The sequence below is a fragment of the Corynebacterium aquatimens genome (assembly GCF_030408395.1).
Lineage (GTDB): Bacteria > Actinomycetota > Actinomycetes > Mycobacteriales > Mycobacteriaceae > Corynebacterium > Corynebacterium aquatimens.
The window spans coordinates 1037296-1060249 of record NZ_CP046980.1; the positions used below are offsets into that span (position 1 = coordinate 1037296).

A 22954-nucleotide genomic window follows, 5' to 3' on the forward strand; every position below is an offset into this window, starting at 1 on the left:
CGGGTGTTGTTGTGCTGGATTACGCTTTTGGGGTGTTGGCGTAAGTAGGTTCAGGCGCAAGGAGTAGGGATGAGCGAGCAGGCTGGGTACGCGGTCATTGATCTGGAAACCACGGGGTTCGGTGGCGCAGACCGGATCATTGAGGTCGGGGTGGTGCTGCTGGACAGTCAGCTTGCCGTGACGGGTACGTGGGAGACGCTGGTTCAGCCGGAGCGGGATTTCAACAACAGCCACATTCACAAAATCACGCCGACGGATCTGGTGCATGCACCGACGTGGGAACAGGTGGCGCCGGTGCTCGCCGGGGTGCTGCACGGCCGGGTGGGGGTGGCGCACAATGCGTCGTTTGAGCAGCGTTTCTTAAGCAAAGAGTTCCAAAGGGTTGGAATTGCCAATAACGTGCGTGAGGCACGGTGGGTGGATACGAAAGACTTGGCGTTGATGCACTGCGGCAAGGGGAAGCTCGCGGAGGCGCTGGACGCGGTAGGGATCACCAATGCCCAGCCGCACGCGGCACTACCTGATGCGCAGGCAACTGCGGATTTGTTGCGTGAGCTGTGCTTGGGTCGGGGCACGAGCATTGCGGGGGATGCGTTGCGTTTCGATGGTGCGCCGGAGCAGGTGAGTTGCGAGCTGGTGACGCGATCGCGAGCTGAAGACCCGGCGCAGTGGTTGTCCCGGTTGGCGCAGGCGATGCCGCAGGAAAGAACGGGATCCACCGGTGCGTACCGGGAAGTGTTGCGCATCGCCTTGGCAGACCATGCGCTGTCCGCAAGTGAGGTCCGATTGTTGGAGCGTACAGCGCAGGCAGAGGGACTCACTGCCACCGATATTGCGGATATTCATGAGGATTTTGTGCGGCAGCTCGCCATCGAGGCGTGGATGGACGGGGTGATTACCTCCGAGGAGGAAGCACTGCTGCGGGCACTGGCGGGGCAGCTTGCGGTGGATGGGGAGGTCGTCGAGAAGCTATTGCGCGAACCGGTGACCGGTGAATCTGAGCTTGGCGTGCATCTGCGACCAGGGGACAGGATTGCGCTAACCGGTGCGATGGACCTGCCGCGCGAGACCTGGGAGGCGCGCGTCCAAAAACACGGTCTTGTGCCTGGTGGAGTTGCGCGCAGCACCGTGGTCGTCGTGGCGGCGAACCCAGATACGTGGAGCGGCAAAGCGAAACGGGCACGTGACCTGGGTATCCCGGTGATCAGTGAGAAGAGCTTCGCGCGGATGCTCGCCACCATGGAAACCTCGAGCTTCGATGACACCGCGGTGACGGGCGCGGTCAAGGCTGAGCAGGCTGCAGTTGAAGAGGCGGTGGTACCGCAGCGTTTTGAATGGATCGCAAGCGTGAGCCCGGAACGCGGCGAAGACGAACTCACGCACGCGGAGATGGCGGCGCTGTGGATCAAGCACTATCCCACGCGGCCGCTAACACGGATTTCTTCCTTCTTAGGGCGGGATACTCAGATTGATCTTTCCGGGTCCTTGGCGGCGAAGGCTGGGGTGACGTGGGCGGCACGGTATTCACCGATGCTCAGCGCCACGGCCCGGGATCTGTCCGACATTTCCGGTGTTGGCGCGAAGAAGCTCGAGCGCATGGTTGAGGCAGTCATTCTCGCTGCCATTGACGCAGTACTTATCGACGACGGGGAGGCGTCCGCGCCGGCGCACGGCGATTATGTCTCCGATTTGAACAACCCGTACGAATCGGGTGCGGAATCGCCTCGTCCCCGGGGCGGACTCGCCGAAGAAATTGCATTGCTGCGCGGGTGGTATGCGCTCACTGGGTTTGAGCCGCTGCCGGAGGCTGTGAAGGGGGCTATCCCGGCCGTCGATAAGCTAGCGGGCGAGGGTGACCCATTAGAGGCGCTGTTCGCGCGCTGCGTGGGGGAACTTGCGGCGGCGTGCGGCGATGACTGGCGTAAGAAAGCGATTGTGACCTCCCGGCACTTAGGTGACGCGACGTTGGAGGAGCTGGGTCAATCGTTCGGCGTGTCGCGTGAGCGCGTGCGGCAACTGGAATCGCAGATCCAACAGGACTTGGATGCGGGCTTAAGCGGTGTTGTTGCATCAAAGCTTGCGAAGACGATAGGACCGTTGGACCGGTTAGAGAACGTCTACGAAGCGATGCCCGCGCTTGCAGCAACCGCGGAACCTTTTGAAAAGCCGTACGAGGAATACTTCCGCTTGTGGCGGATGTGGACCGTCGACGGCGACTGGATCACGTCCGCGACCTTTGGAGCTGACTTCGATGCGGCGCGCAGCGAGCTGTCGAACGCCTACAACGTGTGCTCGATCGATGAGCTCGCGGACGCGTTAGGCGTTGACAGCAGTCGTCTTACCGCCTGGATTCGTGAGCGCACATCCCTGCTGATCCTGCCGGGGGAGGAGCACGTAGTGAAGGCGAGCAGTCACCCTGACCGCGCCGCCGCTGTACTGTTCCTGCACGGGCGCCCGATGAGGGTGGATGAGATCATCGCCGCGACTGGGCTGGACATCCCCACGCGCTCCGTGAGCAACTCCATCATCACCGATGAACGCATCATCAGGACCGGAAACAGCATGTTTGGCCTCAAGGAATGGGGCTTGGAGACCTACACCTCTATCTCCGACTGGATCGCGCGGCGGATCGCGGAGTCGCCTTCTGGCGCCGTGGCCCTCGACGACCTCGTGGCTGAAGCGCCCCGGTGGAACATCAGCGAAACCTCCGTACGCGCCTACGCCGCTGGCAACGAGTTCGACTTATCCGACGGCATGGTGACGCTGGCCAGCGGCGAAGCTGAACTTATCGACGACGACCCGCAGGACTACCGCGACCTGTACTGGCGCGACGGCGCCTGGCACCTCCTCGTGGCCGTAGGCCACGACCACCTCCGCGGTTCCGGCTTCCCTGTACCACGCGGCGTGGCCGGCATTTACTCCGTACCCGTCGGCGGGGAAGTATCCGTCCCCAGCCGACTAGGCGACCAGTTCATCCGCGTGAACAAGCTCAAACAAGCCTCCGTCTCCACCGTGCGCCGATTCCTCCACGACATGGGCACCAACGAAGGCGAACGCGTTTGGTTGCGCTTCGCGCCGGATAACTTTGACGTTCTTCCCGCGCCTTCCAGTTCACATGACATGAACCAAGACCCCACCTACCCCGCGGGGCTGGCTCATCTCCTCGACTACATGGCCCTCGACCCTGCCTTAAGCTCCGACCCCGAGCAGGCCATCCACGCCGTCAACCTCGCCCTCGGCTTGGACGCCAACGCACCCCGCCGCCGCACCGTTGCCATCTTCCGGCACCGCGGCCAGGACAACCTAGCCGAGATCGTTCGCGGGGTGTGACCACGTCTCCGAGGATCCTTTGAGCAAATACTCAGCGATTGCGAATCTTTTCTGTTGAAATAGAAACAATGGTTCCAAACGAGGAGGAGTAAACCAGTGCAGGTATTGGGTGTACGTCAGGGTTGGGGTTCGACGAAGCGGGGAGTCGGTGGCCGTTCGTTGGCAGTGAAAGTTGTAGCTGCGGTGAGCGCGGTTGCAATGGGTGTGGCGTCGGCGCCGGATGCGTCGGCGCAGTCGGTTCAGATCGTAAACGGGCGACCTGTTCTGGTTGCTGATCCCGGTGTACCGATGCGTCCGGTCGCGCCGTACAAGGAACCGCTGTACCGCAGTGGACTGCCCAAGGTCGCGCCGAAGGGCAAACCTGGGACGGTTCTGGCGGAGGTTCCCTTGGACCCGCGCGCCGGGTTGCCGAACGCTTCGAAGCAGTACAGGATTGCGTACTCGACCGTCGATAAGCTTGGCAAACCCGCCGTGGGAACCGCGGCCGTGTTCATCCCCAAGGGGCCGAAGCCCGCGGGTGGATGGCCTGTAGTCGCGTGGACGCACGGGACGGTGGGCCTGGGCGATGAGTGCGCGCCGTCAATCAATGCCCGCATCCCGCGTGATGTGGAGTACCTCGGCCGGTGGCTGGATCTGGGGTACGCGATTGTCGCGCCGGACTATGTCGGCCTGGATACGCCGGGGCTGCACAGCTACCTCAACGGTAAGCAGTCCGCTGTGGAAGCCGTCGATTCAGTCGCGGCGCTGCACAACATGAAGGGTACCCGCGATCGCGGCGGATCAATCTTGGCCAAGAAGTGGGCCGTCATTGGCCAGTCACAGGGCGGCGGGGTTGCACTGCACGTCGCGCACCGCGCCACTGAGCGCAGCACGAAGATGGGGTTGGACTACCGCGGTGCTATCGTCACGGGTGCGCCAGCGTACATCGAGAACTTCCTCATCGAATTCGGGCCGTCGTTCCCGCCGGTCCCAGCGATGCAGGTCTACGGACTGTACGTACTGGGTGCGGTACGCGAGGCCTACCCTCATGTTGACTTCGACTCAGCACTTACCGACGAAGGCAAGCGCATGATCGCGGCAGCCCAGAAGAGCTGCTACTACGAAGTCGAAGCAGCGGTCAGGGGCGTGAACCTCACCCGGGCATTCAAGAAACCACTGCGTTCCGTGCCGGGTGCGGAACAGGCCATCCGCGATTTCATGGGTACACCGGTTGCCGGCTATGACAAGCCGGTCTTCCTCGGCCACGGCATGACCGACGTTGATGTTCCTGGGCCGATCGGCGTTGTACTCAACTCCGATATGTGGCTGCGCCAATTCGTTGGTTCCCCACGGAACAACTTCGTGGAAGTGCGCTGGTACCCAACCGATCACGATGGCACGGTTAATGCATCGACGCAGCACTCCGTGCCGTTCTTGGCCCGGATCATGCGCTGATCGGCGAGGAAATCCGTATAGAAACGGATCAAGTCGCGATGCAAGGCGTTTAATCCGCACATATTGTGCGGATTTTCCGTTTAAAAGTTAAAATTTAGTTGTGTTACTGTCTCTGGAATTTGAGAACTACCGGTCTTTCCGCGAACCGGCTGTTCTAGATATGCAGCTACGCTCCTTTCACACGCTGCACCCGAAGGACCCTGACTGGCGTGGTGTGACACAGCGTCAAGCCGCGATCTTTGGGCCGAACGCATCGGGTAAAACAACGATCATCGAACTGCTTTCACTTTTGGGATGGGTGATTCCGCGATCGGTTACGAGCGACCACTACTTGAAGCATCTTCGCGATCCCTTCGGTAGTGATCGGGATCGCCCAACTTCGATCTCAGCCGAGTATGTATACGAGGATGTTCGCTACCGGTGGGCTGTCGTCCTTGATGATGACGGGGTACTAGAGGAATCACTGGATGCTGCGCCTACCTCACGGTGGCGTCGGGTCTTCACCCGCGGTCGTGGGGAAGTTTCATTCGGGGCATCTTCCGGTGTAGCGCGACCAGCCCAAGAAATTGTCGGGGAATTCCTTCAGCCTTGGGTTTTGGCCCTGTCTGCTTTAGCTAGGGTTAAGAATCCCGGACCGTTTATCGGTGCTACCAAGTGGTGGGGTTATTGCATGCCAGTGCACTCAGTGGAGAGTGATCGAAACATCCGTCACAAATGGTTAACGGACCTTATTTCAAGTGACGTTGCTTGGTTTAACTTCGCAAAAATTGCATTAGCAGCCGCTGATTTTGGAATCACGGACTTGGAAGTCAACGAAGCCGCTGTTCCTGAGGAGATCAAGCTATTGGTGCAGAAGATTTCCGAACTACAAGAAAGCGATAGTGAAGAGGCGCCAAAAGTCGAGGTAGAAAATGCGGAAACGATCGTAAGATACCTCGAATTCGTTCATTCAGCTGGAGACGAGACTTTCACGTTGAGCGAAAAAGACGAGTCCAATGGCACACTCCAGTGGTTGGATCTGATCATTCCTGCTGCCTACTGTCTTCTACGGGGTGGAGTTTTCCTAGTAGATGAGTTGGATTCGGGATTGCATCCAGATTTGGTCCGTTTAGTCCTCGAACTTTTCAATCGAGAGGATACAAACCCTAGAGGTGCTCAAATCATCTTCAATTCACACGATATAACTTTGCTGGGGAACCATGGTGAGCCGGCGGTGGACAAGGATTGTGCTTGGCTTGTGGAAAAACACCACGGTGAATCCGAACTTCTTTCTTTGGATGAATTTCAGATCCGTAAGAACCACAACATTGAGAAGCGCTACATGCAAGGGGCCTTCGGGGCAAAACCATTTCCGAGCATCGAAGTCATCGCTCGTGAAATCGAGAAACTTGAAATGGAGTCCGCCTAATGGCTAAGCGGGGTCGTCGAAGGGGCAAAGCCCACCGAAAACAGAATGACCCTTTGTTAATTGCGGTTCAAGGCAGAGTTACAGAAAAGGAGTATTTCGAACGCCTCACATCATCTCTGCGTAGCTCAGCTGTACGGGTAATCATCATTGACAAGGACCCCGTGACGATGGTGATTGAAGCCAGAAAAAATGCTAAGCGGAGCGAGGTTCGCGAATTCTACTGTGTGTTTGACGTAGACGATACTTCCCCAGAGTCAATCCGAACCGCAGTCAAGTTAGCGAACCAAAATTCCGATAGTCGAGCGTTTTGCGTCATCTCAAACGAGTGTTTCGAAGGGACCTGACCCCTGTTTGGTAGACACCTCTGATTCCGGCTGTGTTGAGTCGGGGAAAGGTAATCTACCTCCATGCCTAGGAAGGTTTATTCGGATCAGTTCAAGCGCGACGCGGTCGCGATGTACGAGAACGATCCACAGGTGTCGTTGAACGCTGCGGCCGCTGATTTAGGGATCAACCGCTCCACGCTTCGCGTATGGGTTGATAAGTACGGAACTGGCACGAAACCCCAGCTTTCAGCGGGCTTACGTGCTGATCGTGCGAGGCAACTGACCGATGCTGAGAAGCTACGTCAGCTGCAACAGGAAAACGCCCGCCTGAAAGAAGAACGCGATATTTTGCGTAAGGCAGCCAAATATTTCATGGAAGAGACGAACTGGTGATCCGCTTCCGGTTCGTTGATGACCACCGCACCGATTACTCGGTCAAGCGGATGTGCACCGTACTCGGGTTAAACCGCAGCTCCTACTACAAATGGAAAGCTAGCAGCGCCCAGCGGCACCGCAGACTGGTTGATGATGCCATACTCGGAGCCAAGGTCCAGGCCATCTTCGACGACAAGAGGCAGCTCTACGGCGCAAAACGCATTGCCGCCGAGCTGACTTTCAACGATGCGTACAGTAGCACCGGACCGGTCAACCATAAGCGCATCGCCCGGATTATGAGGAAGCTTCAGCTGCGCGGCTACACGAAAAAACGTAAGGTTACGACAACGCAGCGTGAGCGTCATCGCTTTATATTCGCTGACCTGGTCAAGCGTAACTTCACTGCGCCAGCTGCCAATAGGATCCTCGTCGGCGATATTACCTATCTGCCGATCGCAGACGGGTCGAATATGTATCTGGCTTCTGTGATTGACTGCTACTCGCGGATGCTCGTCGGCTTCGCGATCGCAGACCACATGCGCACCGACCTCGTCGAAGAAGCGCTCGAGCATGCTCGCCGTACCCGTGGCAGTCTCTCCGGGGCGATCTTCCACTCAGATCATGGCAGCGTGTATACCTCATCGCAGTTTCAGGCTGTCTGCCGAAGACTCAACGTCACCCAGTCGATGGGAGCAGTTGGCAGCAGCGCTGATAATTCACTCGCGGAGTCGTTTAACGCGGCGTTGAAACGAGAAGTGCTCAAAGACCAGAAAGTCTTTTCCAATCAGCTAGTCTGCCGGCGCGACGTCTTCGCATGGTGTGCGCGCTACAACACCACCCGAAGGCATTCCTGGTGCAAGTACCTCACACCCATTGAGTACGAAACTCACGCTTCCTAACAATGCGCTAGAGTAAAGCCAATAATTTCACCCCCACGGTGTCTACTTTCCGGGGGCCGGGCCCGAAGTGTGGTTGCTGGCTCATTTTCAGCAAATTCTTCACGGATACGATCGGTTGACTCTTAGAGAACGTCTGCGCAACCACGAGGCTCTGCAGGGGAAAGGTTGTAAGTCACTCTCACGTGATTTTCCGATCGCGAACTTTGACCGCGCTAAGAAGAATCTCAAGGTTGTTGATCTGAATGAACTCGGTCCATCCGGCTCTTCCGCAGTCCCAAACTTGATCGCCGAGTTTGTCAGGAGGTCACCGCTCGAACTCAATAAATGACGGGGCACGAAGGGCTCGCCTACGACTAAGAACGGGATTTCTGCCAGGCGGTGGAGATGGAAATGACCTCGGGGTTGTAGTGGGCGAGGAGGGCTTCGGCGGCTTGGGAGTCGGCGGGGTGGGAGCTGTAACCGGTGGTCAGCTCGGGCCACTCCGTCTTGGCTGCAGCGAGGATAGCGTGGAGTAGGCGCGTGGCGTTGCCCTGGTTGCGGTGGTCGGGGTGGACGTAGACCAGGCCGAGTTCCATCAGTGAGTCTGCGTCGGAATCGTAGTGGACGGCCTCGGCCATGCCGATGATGTCGGTGCCGGCTTTATCGGCGCCTTCTTTTCCGGTGCTGGCTTTGTCGTCCGGGCGTGTGCGAATGAGCGCGGTGAGCTGGTTGCCGCCGCGGTCGAGCAGGCGGGCGCCGGCGTCGCGGACGCGCTGTTCGGTCCATTCGACGGTGTCTAGGATGAGTTCGCCGCGGGGGTAGTTCTTCGAAGCGGAGGTAAGCAGCGCGCGGAAGGAGGGAAGATCGTCGGGATCGAAGTCCATGTTGCGGACGATTGAAATCTCCTCGGTTACTCGCGTTGAGTGCGGCTCAACTGATTCGAGGGAGAACGTTGCCTGTGTTTCTGCGTAGGCGGGGGTGTAGCCGGCGTCGCGGAGGAATGAATCGGGGTGAGTCGGGTCATCGGCATCGCGGTTGCCGTTGGAATCGGCTCGTTCGGTATCGACGCTGGTTGCACCTAGCGGGGAGGTGGTTACCCAGACGTGGCGGATGGGGCGGTCGAAGGTGTCAGACAGGTCGTCGATAAGCGCGAGTGCGTGGGTGTAGGGCGCGGACGGGAGGGGCTCCCCGGGGAACGGGGCGATCTCTGAGTCGAGGGTGATGGTGGCCTCAATGACGCGGGTGTCCTCGAGCTTCGGCAGTGAGATGAGGATCCAGGCGTCGATGTTGGTGATGTCGCCCAGGGTGATTTCCGGGTAGAAGAGCGTGCCCACGGGGCGGGGTTGCGCGGTGGTGCACAGGGCGAACAGGTGGGCGTCGGACTCAGCGGAACCCTCCAACCGCTTGGCAATGTGGGAGGCGGTGACGCCGGAGGCCGCAAGTCCGGTGATGTCCTGGATGGCCAGGGTCGCGGAGAACGCATAACTGCCGACCACCGCCTCAGCCAGCTCGGCGTTCGCGGTGGTCGGATCGAAGTGGAGTGGGGTGAGCACTGATTAGTCGGCGATGGCCTTGGCGGCCACGTCGGCGAACTCCTGCCACTGCTCGGCCTGGGCCGTGAACTCAGCGGCCTTCTTCTCATCGCCCTTGGCCTTGGCGGCCTCAGCCTTGGCGCGGAAGTCGTCGGCCTTGACCTGGAACTGGTTGGCCTTATCCTGCTGCGCCGGGTTGGACTTGCGCCACTGCTTGTCCTCAGCGTCGGAGACGCGCTTTTCGATCTTGGTGATCTTGTCTTCGTACTCACGGACCTTGTTGCGCGGGACGTAGCCGATCTCGTCCCACTTCTCCTGGAGTTCGCGCAGCTTGGCTTTCGCCTTGCCCAGGCCCTGGGCGGGATCGATCTGCTCGTCGTACTGCGCGATCAGGTCATCCTTTGCCTTGGCGTTCGCTTCAAACTCACGGTCGCGTTCGTCGTTGACGGCGTTGCGGGCGTTGAAGAAGTGGTCCTGGGCGGCGCGGAAACGCTCCCAGAGCTTGTCGTCGACGTCGCGCGGGGCGCGGCCGGCGGACTTCCATTCCTTCATCAGATCACGGAAGGCGCGAGCGGTGTCGTTCCACTCCGTAGAGTCTTTCAGCGCCTCAGCGCGCTTGATCAACTCTTCCTTGGCCTCCTTGGCGGCGGCGCGTCCGCGATCCAGTTCCGCGAAGTGGGAGCCGCGGCGGCGGTTGAAATTGTCACGGGCTTTGGAGTAACGCTTCCACAGTGCGTCATCGGTCTTGCGATCAATGCCGCGGATGGTCTTCCACTCTTCCAGGATGTCGCGGATGCGGTCGCCCGCGGCCTTCCACTCAGTGGAGTTGGCGGCTAGGTCTTCCGCTTCCGTGGCTAGAGCTTCCTTGCGCTGGATTGCCTGGGCGCGGCGGGCTTCCTTGGCCTCTTTGGCCTTCTCGCTCGCGGTCTCTGAGTCAGCGATGACCTTGTTCAGGCGTTCCTCAATGGCGTTGAGATCACCCACTACGGCGGCCTCATCCAGAGTGCCAATGAGCTGCTGAGCCTGGGACTTCACGTGGCCCGCGTCCTCCGGGCGGGTGGCCAGGCGGTTCTCCAGCAGGCCGACCTCAGTGGACAGATCTCCGAAGCGCTGTGCGTAGTGACGCAGGCCCTCATCGGTGCTGCCAGCCTGCCAGGAACCCACGGCGCGCTCGCTGCCGTTGCGGGTGACGTACACCGTGCCCTCATCGTCCACGCGGCCAAACTGCATTGCAGCGTCTACGTCCACCGAGGACGTAGGAACCGGCGACGGCGTCGACGGAACAGTGCGCTTGACTCCTGCACCCGGGCGCGGTCCGGGGCGCGGCGCCGGCTTCGGGGTCGGGGTGGGCGCCTGCGGTTGTGCTGGTGCAGCAGCGTCCGCTGCAGGTTGTTGCGCTGCAGGTGCTGCCGGGTTCGCGGCGTTCGCTGCTGGGGTAGCGGCTGCCTCTGCAGGGGTGGTGGGCTGATTGTCGGTCATAAGGAGATGTCCTTTCAAGCTTCGCCGCGCGACACGGCTGCCATGCATGTGTGGATAACAATACCGTGAACTGTGGTCGCACTGTGGCTTGGCCGCGTGGTGTGATGCTGTCGCGTGATGCTGTGGCGTGCTGGTGCGGGGCTGTGTGCGGAGCTGTGTGCGGGTCGGGTGGGTAGAGTGGGCACGGTGAGTTCCCCCGTCGCGCCGCCCGCCATTCTTGTTGTTCCGGGTGCGCCCGCGATGGTGGAAGAGCTGGCGCCGCGGGATAGGGCGGCGTGGCGCATGCGGGAGACCATCGCGGTGTTCGTGAGGGATTTAATGACGCAGTGGTCGCGTATTCAGATCGTTGGGAGTCACAGTGCGCGGTGGCGTACGGAGCACACGGGGAGTTTTGCGGCGTGGGGTGCGCCGCAGGTCACGGTGGGTGCGGGCAATTACCTGCCGGAGCTGGTTGCGCGGTATCTTCTTGCGCCGTGGGCGGAGAAGATCGCAGGTTCCAGGGCGCAGATTGGTACCTGTGCGCCGGATACCCTCACCGTGGTGGTGCTTGACGGGCCGGCGGGGTTAACGCAGCGCGCACCGCTCGCCCTGGTGGAGGGCGCGACGGAGGCGCATGAGGCCCTGACCGCGTTTTTGAAAGGGCAGGGCCAGTGCCCGGCCGTCGATAAGCTACAGCGCGCAGGTGTTATTGAGCCGGAGCTGTGGGGTGAGCTTGCGGGCGTGGCGGAGGGGGCGCACATGCAGCTCATTGATTCGGACGCGACGGATGGGGTGGGGCGCTACCTCGCGTTCATTCTGCCTAAGGGGGTCGGATGATTAGGCCGATTCTGATCGTCGGGCCCACGGGATCCGGCAAGTCCGATCTGGGCTTGGCGCTCGCGCATGAGCTTGGCGGGGAAGTGGTCAACGTTGATTCCATGCAGCTCTACCGCGGCATGGACATCGGTACGGCGAAGCTCAGCGCCGATGAGCGCGAGGGGGTCCCGCACCACCTGCTGGACATTTGGGACGTCACGTACCCCGCGTCCGTCGCGGAGTATCAAGCGCGCGCCGTGGCCACGGTCGAAGAGATCGCCGCGCGCGGGCAGGTCCCCATTCTCGTCGGCGGGTCGATGATGTACGTGCAATCGCTTATCGACGATTGGTCCTTCCCGCCCACCTCACCCGCTGTTCGGAGGAAGTACGAACAGCGACTGGAAGAAATTGGTGTGGCTGCGCTGCACGCGGAACTGGCGGAGGTGGATCCGGCCGCCGCCGCGATCATCGAGGACAACGATCCGCGCCGCACCGTGCGTGCCTTGGAGGTCATTGAGCTCACCGGCCAACCGTTCCAGGCATCGCAACCGCCCAAGGATGCCCCGCCGCGGTGGGGTACGCGCGCGATCGGTCTGTCCGCGCCGGCGGAGTGGCTCAACCCCCGGATTGACGCGCGCACCCGCCGCATGTTCGAGCGCGGATTGGTCGAGGAGGTAGAAAACCTCGTTGGCGAAGGCTTGGTGGCGGAGTCGACCGCCGGGCGGGCCATCGGCTACGCGCAGGTGTTGGCGCATCTTGACGGTGAGATCACCCTCGACGAGGCCATCGAGTCCACCGTGACCGGAACGCGGCGCTACGTTCGCCGCCAACGTTCCTGGTTCAACAGGGACCCGCGCATCCATTGGATCGACGCGTCGCGTGACGACGCGTCACGCGACGATGCGGCATGTGACGATGCGTCACGCGACGACGGGCAGGCCCTTCTGCGCGCCGCGCTAGACTCGCTGGCGTGACCAACACCGAACACTCTTTTCCGTCCGCCATTAACTTCATCAAGGCCCACGGCACCGAAAACGACTTTGTTGTTCTGATCGACGTCGACGGTGAGCTCGAGGCCTCCGGGGTGGTGACGGAGTCGTTCGTCGCGAAGCTGTGCGATCGCCGCGCAGGAATCGGCGGTGATGGCTTCTTGCGGGTGGTGCGTGCTGGCGCAGGCGTTGATGAAGCAAGTGCTGCCCGGTGGTTCATGGACTACCGCAACGCGGACGGCTCGATCGCGGAGATGTGCGGCAATGGTGTGCGTGCCTTCGCCCATGTGCTGGTGGCTGAAGGGCTCGAGGATGCGCGTGAATTCGATGTAGCCACCCGCGCCGGGGTGAAGAGAATCACCGTGCATTCAGCGGATCAGCGTGACGCGATGGTCAGCGTGGGAATGGGGCCGGTTGCTGTCACTGGAGTGTCCACCGCGCGGATGGGGGAGTTCTCCTTCGCGGGCCTCGGCGTGGATGTGGGCAACCCGCACTTAGCCGCCGTGATTCCTGGACTCACCGCGGAGGTTCTGCAGGAAATGGAGTTTTCAGCCCCCGCCTTTGACCCCGACTTTTTCCCCGAGGGGGTCAACGTGGAGATCCTCACCGAACTGACCCCGAGTAACCCCGGCGCAGCCGACGGTCCTCGAGCCGAAGGCGATGTCAGCATGCGGGTGTGGGAGCGCGGCGTGGGGGAGACCCGCTCCTGCGGGACCGGTACCGTCGCTGCGGCGCGGGCTGCGCTCGCGGACGCCGGGATTGAAAACGGCACCGTCAATGTTCACGTCCCGGGCGGAACGCTGACTATCGCCATTGAGGCAGACCACGCGACTATGACCGGGCCGTCGCGGATCGTTGCGCGCGGTGAGTTGGTGCTCTAGCGCGATTAGCGCATTGCCTTCTGGAAGTAGGACACCGCGTCTTTCTTTTGCTGCGTGATGTTGTTCAGGTCTGCCTCCAACAGCGGGATGTCTTTGAGCGTCGGTGCGCCGGCAGGGCCGTCAACATCATCGCGTACTGGCAGGTAGTTCAGCTTCGACGCCGTGGTCTGGCCCTCCTTGGACACGAGGTAGGCAACAAAGCGTTGCGCTGCATCGCGCTGTTTCGACGCGGCAAACACTGCGGCCGGTTGGGTGATGTAGGGGGCGCCATCGGTGGGGTAGACCGCCTTGATGGGGGAGCCCTCGTCGGCAAGATCGCGCACGCGGTAATCAGTGACGATCCCGATCGGGTGGCCGCCAGCGGCGACTTCTTCTGCCACTGGACCCGCGGACTGGGCGACCATCGGCCGGTTTGCGCCCAACGCGTTGACCCAGTTCTCCCCGAGCTCAGGTGTAGCCATCCAGACGGCTGCGTTGAACGCGGTTGCGCCGGAGACCGCGGGATCGCCCAACACGATCTCACCCTTGTACTTCGGGTCGGTCAGTTCCGCCCAGGACTTCGGCGCGTTGTCTTCCGTGATCTTTTGGGTGTTGTAGGTGATGATCGTGGGCATCATGCGGGTCCCCACGTAGGTGTGGTCCGGGTCGATTGCCTCCGGCACTATTGAGCTGAAGTCAAAGTTAGTCAGTTCCGCGAGGTCACCGTCTTGCTTGTACAGCTCAAAGGTCGGGGCATCAGCGCACCACAACACGTCGCCTTTAATCCCGCCGGAGGACTTCTCTGACGCAATGCGCGCCACCAGCTCACCGGTTCCACCGCGGTACATGTTCACTTTCACGTCCGGGTTGAGCTTTTCAAACTCTGCGATGGCCAGGTCCGCCTTCGCCTCTGGCTCCGAAGTGTAGAGCGTAATGGTGGTGACGTTTCCCTTCTTCTCGCCGCCACCGCTGGAATTGGTGTTCTGGCCCGGTTCCGCGCACCCGGCCAGGGTCAGGGTCGCAGCAGCAACGATTGCGGTAAGCGTGCGCGTTACGCGTGGAGTGGTGCGCGGTATCGAAGTGGTCATCGGGTGGGGTCCTTTCGGTTCTGGTGGAAGTGCTCAGTCTAAGTTCTTAAGTCCGATCGCGGGTGTTTTAGTCGGTGGCCGGGTATCCCAAGACGCGCTCGGTACGCACGCCGACGTTCTCGCCGATGGCGGGGCGGCGGCCGCGGACCTTCGCGCGGAAGATCGTGCCGTTCACATCCACGGTGACGGAATACCCCTCCAGTTCAAACAGCGCCGAGACGACGGTGCCGCGGGCAGCGCCCGGTTGATGCGGGTCGACGATGCGCACGGCAGACGGCAGCACGGCGATCTCCACGTCCTCGCCGAGCTCCGCAGCGGACACAACGTCACTACGGCGGAACTTCATCGCGGGGGTGTCGCTGACAAACTCATGGCCGTCGCGGCGGGCACGCAACACAGTCGCGTCAGAGAAGAACTGCGCCACCCACGCCGACGCCGGCGAGGAATACAGGGCGTCGGGGGAGGCGACTTGCTGGAGGCGGCCGTCAGCAAGCACGGCGATGCGATCAGCCATAGCGAGTGCCTCTTGCCGGTCGTGCGTCACGTGGAGCGTCGTCAGCCCGCGGGTGCGGGTGAGCGTGACCAGCTCGCGCCGTAGTACGTCGCGCAGGGGTTCGTCGAGCGCGGACAGGGCTTCGTCGAGAAGCAACACGCGCGGCTCACCCACGATGGCGCGCGCGAGAGACACGCGCTGACGCTGACCACCGGAAAGATTGTCGGGCTTACGCTCAGCGAGGCCCTCAAGCCCCACCAATGTCAGCGCCTGAATGACGCGCTGTTCGCGCTCATGCTTATCGACGCCCGCCCTCTCAAGCGGATACGCCACATTCTTGAACACACTCATGTGCGGCCACACGGCGTGCTGCTGAAACACCATGCCCATGTTGCGATCTTCAGGCGGGATCCCCCTCATGTCGCGGCCACCGACGGTGATCGTGCCGGACGACGGCTCGATGAAACCGGCCAGCGCACGCAGCAGGGTTGTCTTGCCGGAGCCGGACGGGCCAACGAGCGCCACGAACTCGCCCTCAGCGACGTCCAAGCTGACCTCTTTCAAGCCCTGCGTACCGCCGGGGAAGGTGACGGTGACGGAATCGAAGCGGATGTTGTCCATAACTGTCCTTGCGTAACTATCCTTGCGGGTCGGTTTTACCTACGGGCGGCCGCGGTGCCGCGGGAAATAGAGGCGCTGGCGATGAACAGAACTGCTAACCCAGCGATGGTGAACAAGAAGGCGAGCGCGGAGGCCTGGTTGTAGTTGCCGGCCTGCTGGAGGTTGAACAGCTGCACGCCAAGCGTGGTCGTGCCCGGCGCGATGAGCAGCACGGAAACGGTGAGCTCGCGCACGGCGGTGATGGCGACGAGCACCGCGCCGGAGAGCGCAGCCGGAATGGCCATTGCGCCGGAGGTGTGGAAGATCGCGCGCAGGGGGCCAGCGCCGGAGATCCGGGCGGCTTCTTCTAGTGCGATGGGGGTGCCTTTCAGTGGTGCGCGGACGGCTTGGAGCACCGTGGCGGTGTAGGCGCACACGTAGGCGGCGAGGATGATCCAGCGGGTGTTGTACAGGCCGGTGTAGAGGCTGATGATCAGCCAACCGACGCCCACGATCAGGCCGGGTAGCGCGGATGGGAGCAGCGTCACGAGCGTCAGGGCGGTGTTGTCGCGCGAACGCGTGCGGGTGACCAGGATACCGATCAGCCATCCCAGCACACCGGCGATGATGGCGGCGGAAAGCGAGAGCAGCAACGAGTTTGTGAACCCGTCGATGACGCGGGGGTTGTTCAGCGTCGCTTCAAAGTGGCGCCACGTCAAGGTGTCCCGGGTGAGTTTCACGCCCGAGGCCGGCGACAGCGCGCGGACCAGCAGACCGCCCACCGGCAAGACAGTGATGGCCAGGCCGACGCACCAGGTCACGATAGTCAACGGCCACGTTGCGCGACCAAGCTCAAAGCGCAAGGGTGCGCTGGCGTTTGTGCCGGACGTCGCGGCGCGCTCGGCCACGATGTAATCCGCGATGACGGCCAAAATTCCCATGACCAACAACACCACCCCGATGGTGGACACCACCTGCAGCGGGTTGGGCACCGTCCCGGATTCCACGAAGCGATAGACCATCGTTGCCAGTGTTTCAAAGCGCGCCGGGGACCCGATCAACGCCGGGATTCCAAAGTCACCCAGGTTGGACACGAAGGTCAGCGTGAAGGCGCTCAGGATCGCCGGGCGGACCAGCGGCAGCGTGACGGTGCGCAGGGTGGTCCATGAGCTTGCCCCGGACACGCGCGCGGCCAGTTCCAGGTCACGGGGGACCTTGCGCAGCGCAGCGGCCATGATCACGTAGACGATGGGGTACGCATGCAGCGTGAGGAGGAAGATTACGCCGTCCGCGCCGTAGATGTTCCAGATCTGGTGGTCTGTAAACGAGTTGAACCCTTGGTTGCGTCCGAACAGTTGAATCCACGCGATCGCCCCCACGAACGGCGGAACCAGCAGCGGCGATAACAGCAGCATCCGCGCGAAGTGCGAACCGCGGATGGTGGTGCGCTCCACGACGATCGCCCCGACCGTGCCCACCGCAACCGCTAGGACCGACGAAAGGAACGTTGAATAAAAAGAATTCCACGCCGCGCGGGGTAGCCCTTGCTCCATGAGCACTGGGATTTGGTTTCCACCCAGCGCTAAGCCCACCACCAGCGCGAGCGGGGTAATGAAGACGCCGGCGGCGATCAGCCACGTGCCGACTCTGAAAAGCGATGGCATTGCTTAAAAATACACTGCCGAAAAAAGTGTTGCTTCAAAATGCCCGCCCACCGCGCCAGCGGAAGCGGCGGTTACGCGCCCACTTCGCCCGTCGTGCCGGGGCCCAAACGCTTGGCGACGCGGCGCGCATCAGTCCATGATTGTGACAGTTCCGTGGCCCGCTGATCGGCCACGCGGATCAGCTTCTCCAGCTCGCGGCGCCCGTGGCCGTCGTTAGCAAGGTAGGCATCCACGCGGTGAATGAACCTGCGCGACGACGCCAGCCGCAGGTGGAAATCCTCAATTTCCGGCACGTTAGAGGTGTTAGAGACCAGCTGCGGGTAGGTCAGGGTTCGGTCCGCGATCGCGTCAGTGGAACTACCGTGCGCCATTTCGTCGAACTCATCAATGATCTGCGCGATGTCATCGCGCGCAACGCGTAACGACGCCCGTAAAGCCTCCAACTCCGGATTCACCGCACCCTGGCGGAACAGCAAGAAGGTGATGAGCGCGAACACGGTCGCGATGACCAGGCCCGGCCAGGAAAAACGAAACACGAACGCGATCGCGATCACTATGGCGACGGTGAGCCAGAGTGCTTGGTAGTAGCCTCGTTGCTTATCCACGGGTGTGCCGTTCTCGTTTATTACAGTGCTCTATCCACCGCACCCGCACGAGCCGCCGCAGCCACCGCAGCCGCCGCCTGACGGCGTCGCGATCGATGCAGCCATGACCGCCCGGCCCGCGATCACGGACCCCGTCGCGGGAACGCCGGCGTCGCCTACGACGTTTGCGTCGTAAGCGACGCAAACGTCAAAGGGGAACGCCGCATCCACCGTCGCGTGGATGAAACGCTGCCCGGTCAAGCCGTTGGTCCGACACGTTGCCTCGCGGACGCGCGCGGAAAACTCTGCGCCAGCGTCGGGTGCGGCACCCCCGGAGCCTTCGGCGACAGCGCGGGCACTCGGGGAGTCAATAACGCCGACGTCCTTGCCGGTCTCCTCCTGGTACGCCTCCACGGAGTCGTAGACCTGTGCGTCCAGCGCGAGCGCCGTGATGCCGACTTCCTGCCAGGGCAACGTCGGCTCGTCGACAAGCAGGGGCCCTTGAGCCAAGTTGACCGTGAGAGTGCTGATGATGCTGCCTGCAGGGTCGGCGATTTCCGCGAGCGCGACCACGTCATTGAGCATGGTGATGTGTGCCTGCGCGCGTGCTGCAGACTCGAAGCCCGCGTAGGTGGAGAACGGCTCTACGGCGAGAATGTTCAGCTGCGCGCCGCAGACATCGTTGAACTGGATCAGCTGGCCGCCGCGAACCTCACCGGTCACCGCGAGCTGGTTCGAGGCGATCGCCGCCTCCACCGCGTCCTGCCACCGCGGGAAGTTCATCCCGATGCTGGAAAGATCGCTGCTGTTCACTCCTGTTGTTGTCATGCCCCAAGCTTACATTTCACCCACCGGAGGCTTTGCGCGCGGAGGCGCTGGGGATCGTCGATAAGCAACTGTCTGTGGCTGGTGTGCAACAATGAGGGCCTAATGACAGATTCGTACACTTCTTCTGATTCCCCCGACGCTGAGCGCGACGCGCTGCTCGCGGAGGCCTTCCACGACTATGACGAGCCTTCTGTGGGCACCCTGGACTTGGAAGAGCGCAATGCTTTTCGACGGGTCACCTCCGCCACCGAGCTCCGCTCCGAAGAACAGGCCGACGGCTACGAGGTGGAGTACCGCAAACTGCGCCTCGAGCAAGTCATCCTCGTGGGCGTGTGGACCGAAGGGTCAACCGCCGAAGTTGAGGCGAACATGCAGGAACTTGCCGCGCTGGCGCAAACCGCGGGCGCGGAGGTCGTGGAGATGCTCTATCAGAAGCGCGACAAGCCACACGCCGGGACCTACATCGGCTCCGGTAAGGTCGCGGAGCTGCGCGACATCGTGCATGCGACCGGCGCCGACACCGTGATCTGCGATGGTGAGCTGTCCCCAGGCCAGCTGGTCGCGCTGGAGGAGGCGCTGAAGATCAAAGTGATCGACCGCACCATGCTCATCCTGGACATCTTTGCCCAGCACGCGAAGTCCAAAGAAGGTAAAGCGCAGGTGTCGCTGGCGCAGATGGAATACCTGTACACGCGCACGCGTGGTTGGGGTGGCAACCTGTCGCGCCAGGCCGGTGGCCGCGCCGGTTCCAACGGCGGTGTGGGCCTGCGCGGCCCCGGTGAAACCCGCATTGAGGCCGATCGCCGCCGCCTGCGCACGGAGATGGCGAAGCTGCGCCACGAGCTCGCGGACATGAAGACCGCCCGCGACATCAAGCGCGCGAAGCGTGCGCGCTCCACGGTGCCAAAAATCGCTATCGCCGGGTACACCAACGCCGGCAAATCCTCACTTATCAACGCCATGACCGGCGCGGGAGTGCTCGTCGAAGATGCGCTGTTTGCAACGCTGGACCCGTCCACGCGACGCGCCACGCTTGCTGATGGCCGCGCGGTTGTTTTAACCGACACCGTCGGGTTTGTCCGCCACCTGCCGACGCAGCTCGTTGAGGCATTCAAGTCCACCCTGGAAGAAGTCACCGGCGCCGATCTGGTGCTGCACGTTGTCGACGGGTCCGACCCGTTCCCGCTCAAGCAGATCCAGGCGGTGAGCGAGGTGCTCGCCGACATCGTGCGTGACACCGATGAGACCATTCCGCCCGAAATCATCGTGGTGAACAAGATCGACGCTGCTGACCCGCTTGTGTTGGCTGAGCTGCGGCACGCATTCGCCGATGCCGGCCGCGACGCTGTCTTTGTCTCCGCCCACACCGGTGAGGGCATCGACGAGCTTGAGCAGCGCATCGAGATGTTCCTGAACACGTTGGACGCGCACGTCACCCTTCTCGTGCCCTACACGCGCGGCGACGTGGTCTCGCGCGTCCACGAAGAGGGCACCGTCCGCAGCGAGTCCTACGAGGCCGAGGGCACGCTTATCGACGTCCGCCTGCCCCGCATCGTCGCCGACCAGTACGCCGAGTTCGCGATCAGCCCGGAACCTTCTGCCGGGGAGGACTCAGGAGAACAAAGCTGGGTCGGCCAGGACGACCTCGATGCCGGATGATTCCAGATCGGCTACGAAGGAGTCCGGCGCCTTCGTATCCGTGATCACGGCGTCGAGTGATGCCAAGGGCGCGAAGCTCACGGCGTAGTTGTTGCCAAGTTTCGTGGAGTCGCACAGCGCGACTACGCGCGAGGCGTTGGTGACCATGGAGGATTTCACTGCGGCCTCCTGGGGGTCGGCGGTGGACAGGCCGCTGGGGATTGAGAGCGCATTCGTGCCGATGAACGCCACGTCCGCGCTGAGCAGCGCCAGGGTGCGCAACGCGGTGTCACCGACGATGGCGTGGGTGAGGGCGCGCACGGTTCCGCCAAGCAACTGCACGCTGACCTGGTCGCTGGACAGCTGCAGCGCGATCGGCCACGAGTTGGTCACGTAGGAATGCCGACGGGCAATCTCATCGCCAGCAAAAAGCTCGGCCAGCATCTGGATCGTCGTGCCGGAGTCGAGGAACACGGTGCCGGGCTCTTCCGGAAGATACGCCAGCGCCTCGCGCGCGATGGCCTTCTTCGCAGCCGCGGACGTCCGGTAGCGGGCCTCCATGGTGAGCTCGGCGGTCAGGAACGAGGAACTCGGAACCGCGCCGCCGTGGACGCGTTGCACCATCCCTTCGTTGTCAAGCGCGGCGAGATCCCTGCGAATAGTCTCCGCGGTGACGCCGAATTCCTCCGCGAGGCGCGTGACGTTAACGCGGCCTTCAACAGCGGTCAGCGACGCGATCTGGCGGCGGCGTTCTTCGGTGTGCATTCATGAAACCTTCGGATAGACCGCGTGGGCTGCGACCGGGACATCGAGTTGCCGCAAAAGTTACAGCTTGCGCAGGACGGATACTACGCGTCCCATAATCTCAGCTTCGTCGGCCTTGATGGGGGAGAATGCGTCATTGTGGGGGAGGAGCCATACCCCCGTTGAGTCCTTGTGGAACTCCTTGACCGTTGCCTCGCCCTCAATAAGCGCGGCAACGAAATCCCCTTCCTCCGCCGTCTGCTGGGAGCGCACCGCAACCCAGTCCCCGTCCAAAATGCCCGCGTCCTGCATGGACTGGCCGACAACCTGCAGCAAGAAGAGTTCGCCGTCACCCACGAGCTCTTCCGGCAGCGGGAAGTAATCATTGATGTTTTCTTCAGCGGTGATTGGGACCCCAGCCGCGATCTGACCAACAATGGGGATGTAGCGCGGGGCCGCGGCCTCTTCGGGTGCGGGCGTCTGCTTCTTTTGCGCAGATTTCTTCCGCAGCGGATCCGTCTCCGGCAGGTGGCGCAGATCCACGGCGCGCGGCTTGTTTGGGTCGCGGCGCAGGAACCCCTTCTTCTCTAATTCCTTGAGCTGATACGCAACCGACGATGTTGACTGCAAACCCGCCGCATCACCGATCTCACGGATGCTTGGCGGGTATCCGCGCAGGACAACCGCGTCCTGAATAACCTCCAGGATCCGGCGTTGCCTGTCGCTCAGGCCGTTAGGGTCTCTCTTCTGTCGTGCCATGGCGTTCCTCTCCGAGTGTTCCTCATTCAACTTTTCTACCTACCGTTCTACCACGGTATGGCAATTGTGTTCGATATTTTCCGCCCACGTGTGGACAAATGTTTCGCGTGTTGCTATAACTCGAACATAGCATCTAATTAGAACATTCGCGCGAACAAAGTGTTCGAGAGTGTCGGAGCGAAAATTACACTTGGTTGCAACAGTAGAAAGGAATCTCATTATGACCATCGCAGTACGCAATCCCCGCACCGCAAACGTACCTGCTGGTTCGATTCACCGCGCGCCGCAGCCGGCGGATGTGTGGGATATTCCTGAGCGAACGCAGCACCGCCGGGCCGATCATGTTCGAACTTTAGGCGAGTTTAATCGAAACCCTGAGCCCTACCGGGACATTGCCGAACCAACACGGGCGGGGATCGAAACGAAGATCGAAAAACAGCATGAAGCGCGCGCCGCAACGCTCATGGGCACAATGCTGGGCCTCGCGCTCATCGTGGGCGCAGCGTTTAGCGGCATGTTCTCCGCTGAAGAGCCAGCCCCAGCCGCGCCAGCGGCGCCCAACGTCGTCTCCGCCAGCGTGAGGTAGTCCGCGCCTCGCCCCCACATCGTGGGGGCATTTTTATGCTTATCGACGCCCACCGTCCCCACACCCGCGGGCGAGTACAATTTCGAGCGTGCATTGCCCTTTCTGCCATAACCAGAACTCCCGCGTCGCTGACTCGCGCCTGATTGACGCGGGCGCATCCATCCGCCGACGCAGAGAATGCACAGAATGCGGCGGCCGCTTTACGACGATTGAGAAGGCGATCTTGACCGTCGTCAAGCGAAACGGCGTGAGTGAGCCCTTCGACCGTGACAAGCTGATCGTTGGCGTGCGCCGCGCGTGCCAAGGCCGCGACGTGTCGGATGACGCGCTGAAGCGGCTGGCGCAAGAGGTCGAAGAAACCGTGCGCAGCCACGGCAGCTCCCAGGTCGATTCCAACGACATCGGCCTGGCGATCCTCGAACCTCTGCGCGTCCTCGACGAGGTCGCGTACCTGCGCTTCGCCTCCGTGTATAAGTCCTTCGAAAGCGCCGACGACTTCGAGTCCGAAATCCGACTGATGCGCCGCCGCGACCGCGACCTCTGACCCGCGCGCCGCGTTCGCAC

20 protein-coding genes are annotated in these 22954 nt (G+C 62.0%); 11 read left to right on the forward strand and 9 right to left on the reverse strand.

Annotated elements, in window-relative coordinates; all coding sequences use genetic code 11:
• Window positions 1-69 precede the first annotated feature (69 nt).
• The 5 genes from CAQUA_RS04725 to CAQUA_RS04740 all read left to right on the forward strand — a co-directional run bounded on the left by CAQUA_RS04725 (window position 70) and on the right by CAQUA_RS04740 (window position 7772).
• The gene (locus CAQUA_RS04725; protein ID WP_196824287.1) at window positions 70-3330 is read left to right on the forward strand and encodes an exonuclease domain-containing protein; all 3261 of its coding nucleotides are present in this window, start codon (window positions 70-72) and stop codon (window positions 3328-3330) included.
• Between the two features lie 183 nt (window positions 3331-3513).
• The gene (locus tag CAQUA_RS04730; RefSeq protein ID WP_290178810.1) at window positions 3514-4764 is read left to right on the forward strand and encodes an alpha/beta hydrolase family protein; all 1251 of its coding nucleotides are present in this window, start codon (window positions 3514-3516) and stop codon (window positions 4762-4764) included.
• Between the two features lie 100 nt (window positions 4765-4864).
• Complete coding sequence (locus tag CAQUA_RS04735) at window positions 4865-6172, forward strand: AAA family ATPase (protein WP_196824286.1); 1308 nt, start codon at window positions 4865-4867, stop codon at window positions 6170-6172.
• Entirely contained in the window at window positions 6172-6516 is a 345-nt protein-coding gene (locus CAQUA_RS11190) for an RloB family protein (RefSeq protein ID WP_196824285.1), read from the forward strand. Before CAQUA_RS04735 ends, CAQUA_RS11190 begins: the two co-directional genes overlap by 1 nt.
• Window positions 6517-6579: 63 nt before the next feature.
• Window positions 6580-7772 (forward strand): IS3-like element IS3502 family transposase gene (locus tag CAQUA_RS04740; protein ID WP_196823694.1). Its coding sequence is split into 2 segments (ribosomal slippage): window positions 6580-6868 and window positions 6868-7772, totalling 1194 coding nucleotides; the frame shifts between segments, so codons are not numbered across the junction.
• Between the two features lie 353 nt (window positions 7773-8125).
• Here CAQUA_RS04740 and CAQUA_RS04745 read toward each other — a convergent pair.
• Both CAQUA_RS04745 and CAQUA_RS04750 read right to left on the reverse strand, forming a co-directional pair.
• A complete protein-coding gene (locus tag CAQUA_RS04745) occupies window positions 8126-9304 on the reverse strand; it encodes a GNAT family N-acetyltransferase (RefSeq protein WP_290178812.1) in 1179 nt (392 codons plus the stop codon).
• A 3-nt stretch (window positions 9305-9307) separates the two neighbouring features.
• The gene (locus CAQUA_RS04750) at window positions 9308-10762 is read right to left on the reverse strand and encodes a DUF349 domain-containing protein (RefSeq protein WP_196824284.1); all 1455 of its coding nucleotides are present in this window, start codon (window positions 10760-10762) and stop codon (window positions 9308-9310) included.
• Between the two features lie 186 nt (window positions 10763-10948).
• On the opposite strand from CAQUA_RS04750, the gene CAQUA_RS04755 reads away from it, so the two are divergent.
• Genes CAQUA_RS04755 through dapF form a run of 3 tightly spaced genes read left to right on the forward strand, consistent with a single transcriptional unit; the run spans window position 10949 to window position 13427 of the window.
• A complete protein-coding gene (locus tag CAQUA_RS04755; protein ID WP_290178814.1) occupies window positions 10949-11578 on the forward strand; it encodes a hypothetical protein in 630 nt (209 codons plus the stop codon).
• The gene (gene miaA / locus CAQUA_RS04760) at window positions 11575-12531 is read left to right on the forward strand and encodes a tRNA (adenosine(37)-N6)-dimethylallyltransferase MiaA (RefSeq protein ID WP_196824283.1); all 957 of its coding nucleotides are present in this window, start codon (window positions 11575-11577) and stop codon (window positions 12529-12531) included. The genes CAQUA_RS04755 and miaA overlap by 4 nt, the downstream gene beginning before the upstream one ends.
• Window positions 12528-13427: a diaminopimelate epimerase gene (gene dapF, locus CAQUA_RS04765; RefSeq protein WP_290178816.1), complete on the forward strand. Its 900-nt coding sequence runs from the start codon at window positions 12528-12530 to the stop codon at window positions 13425-13427. Before miaA ends, dapF begins: the two co-directional genes overlap by 4 nt.
• 5 nt (window positions 13428-13432) lie before the next feature.
• On the opposite strand, the gene CAQUA_RS04770 is transcribed toward dapF, so the two are convergent.
• The 5 genes from CAQUA_RS04770 to CAQUA_RS04790 form a co-directional block, all read right to left on the reverse strand.
• Window positions 13433-14494 carry an ABC transporter substrate-binding protein gene (locus CAQUA_RS04770; protein WP_196824282.1) on the reverse strand — a complete coding sequence of 354 codons (1062 nt, stop codon included), beginning with the start codon at window positions 14492-14494 and terminating at the stop codon, window positions 13433-13435.
• Window positions 14495-14561: 67 nt separating this feature from the next.
• Window positions 14562-15608, reverse strand: a complete 1047-nt coding sequence (locus CAQUA_RS04775; RefSeq protein WP_196824281.1) for an ABC transporter ATP-binding protein — start codon at window positions 15606-15608, stop codon at window positions 14562-14564.
• Between the two features lie 35 nt (window positions 15609-15643).
• Entirely contained in the window at window positions 15644-17251 is a 1608-nt protein-coding gene (locus CAQUA_RS04780) for an ABC transporter permease (protein ID WP_196824280.1), read from the reverse strand.
• Between the two features lie 71 nt (window positions 17252-17322).
• Window positions 17323-17856 (reverse strand): hypothetical protein, encoded by a 534-nt coding sequence (locus CAQUA_RS04785; RefSeq protein ID WP_196824279.1) that lies wholly within the window; start codon window positions 17854-17856, stop codon window positions 17323-17325.
• Between the two features lie 30 nt (window positions 17857-17886).
• Window positions 17887-18663, reverse strand: a complete 777-nt coding sequence (locus CAQUA_RS04790; RefSeq protein WP_196824278.1) for a hypothetical protein — start codon at window positions 18661-18663, stop codon at window positions 17887-17889.
• Window positions 18664-18765: 102 nt separating this feature from the next.
• On the opposite strand from CAQUA_RS04790, the gene hflX reads away from it, so the two are divergent.
• Window positions 18766-20322: a GTPase HflX gene (gene hflX, locus CAQUA_RS04795; RefSeq protein ID WP_196824277.1), complete on the forward strand. Its 1557-nt coding sequence runs from the start codon at window positions 18766-18768 to the stop codon at window positions 20320-20322.
• Here the strand turns inward: hflX and CAQUA_RS04800 are convergent.
• The gene (locus CAQUA_RS04800; RefSeq protein WP_196824276.1) at window positions 20275-21066 is read right to left on the reverse strand and encodes a DeoR/GlpR family DNA-binding transcription regulator; all 792 of its coding nucleotides are present in this window, start codon (window positions 21064-21066) and stop codon (window positions 20275-20277) included. The two genes, hflX and CAQUA_RS04800, sit on opposite strands and share 48 nt — an antisense overlap.
• A 60-nt stretch (window positions 21067-21126) precedes the next feature.
• A complete protein-coding gene (gene lexA, locus CAQUA_RS04805) occupies window positions 21127-21804 on the reverse strand; it encodes a transcriptional repressor LexA (protein ID WP_196824275.1) in 678 nt (225 codons plus the stop codon).
• Between the two features lie 220 nt (window positions 21805-22024).
• Between lexA and CAQUA_RS04810 the strand changes: the two genes are divergently transcribed.
• Window positions 22025-22390: a hypothetical protein gene (locus CAQUA_RS04810; RefSeq protein ID WP_196824274.1), complete on the forward strand. Its 366-nt coding sequence runs from the start codon at window positions 22025-22027 to the stop codon at window positions 22388-22390.
• Between the two features lie 88 nt (window positions 22391-22478).
• On the forward strand, window positions 22479-22934 hold the full coding sequence (gene nrdR, locus CAQUA_RS04815; protein ID WP_196824273.1) for a transcriptional regulator NrdR: 456 nt from the start codon (window positions 22479-22481) through the stop codon (window positions 22932-22934).
• Window positions 22935-22954 lie beyond the last annotated feature (20 nt).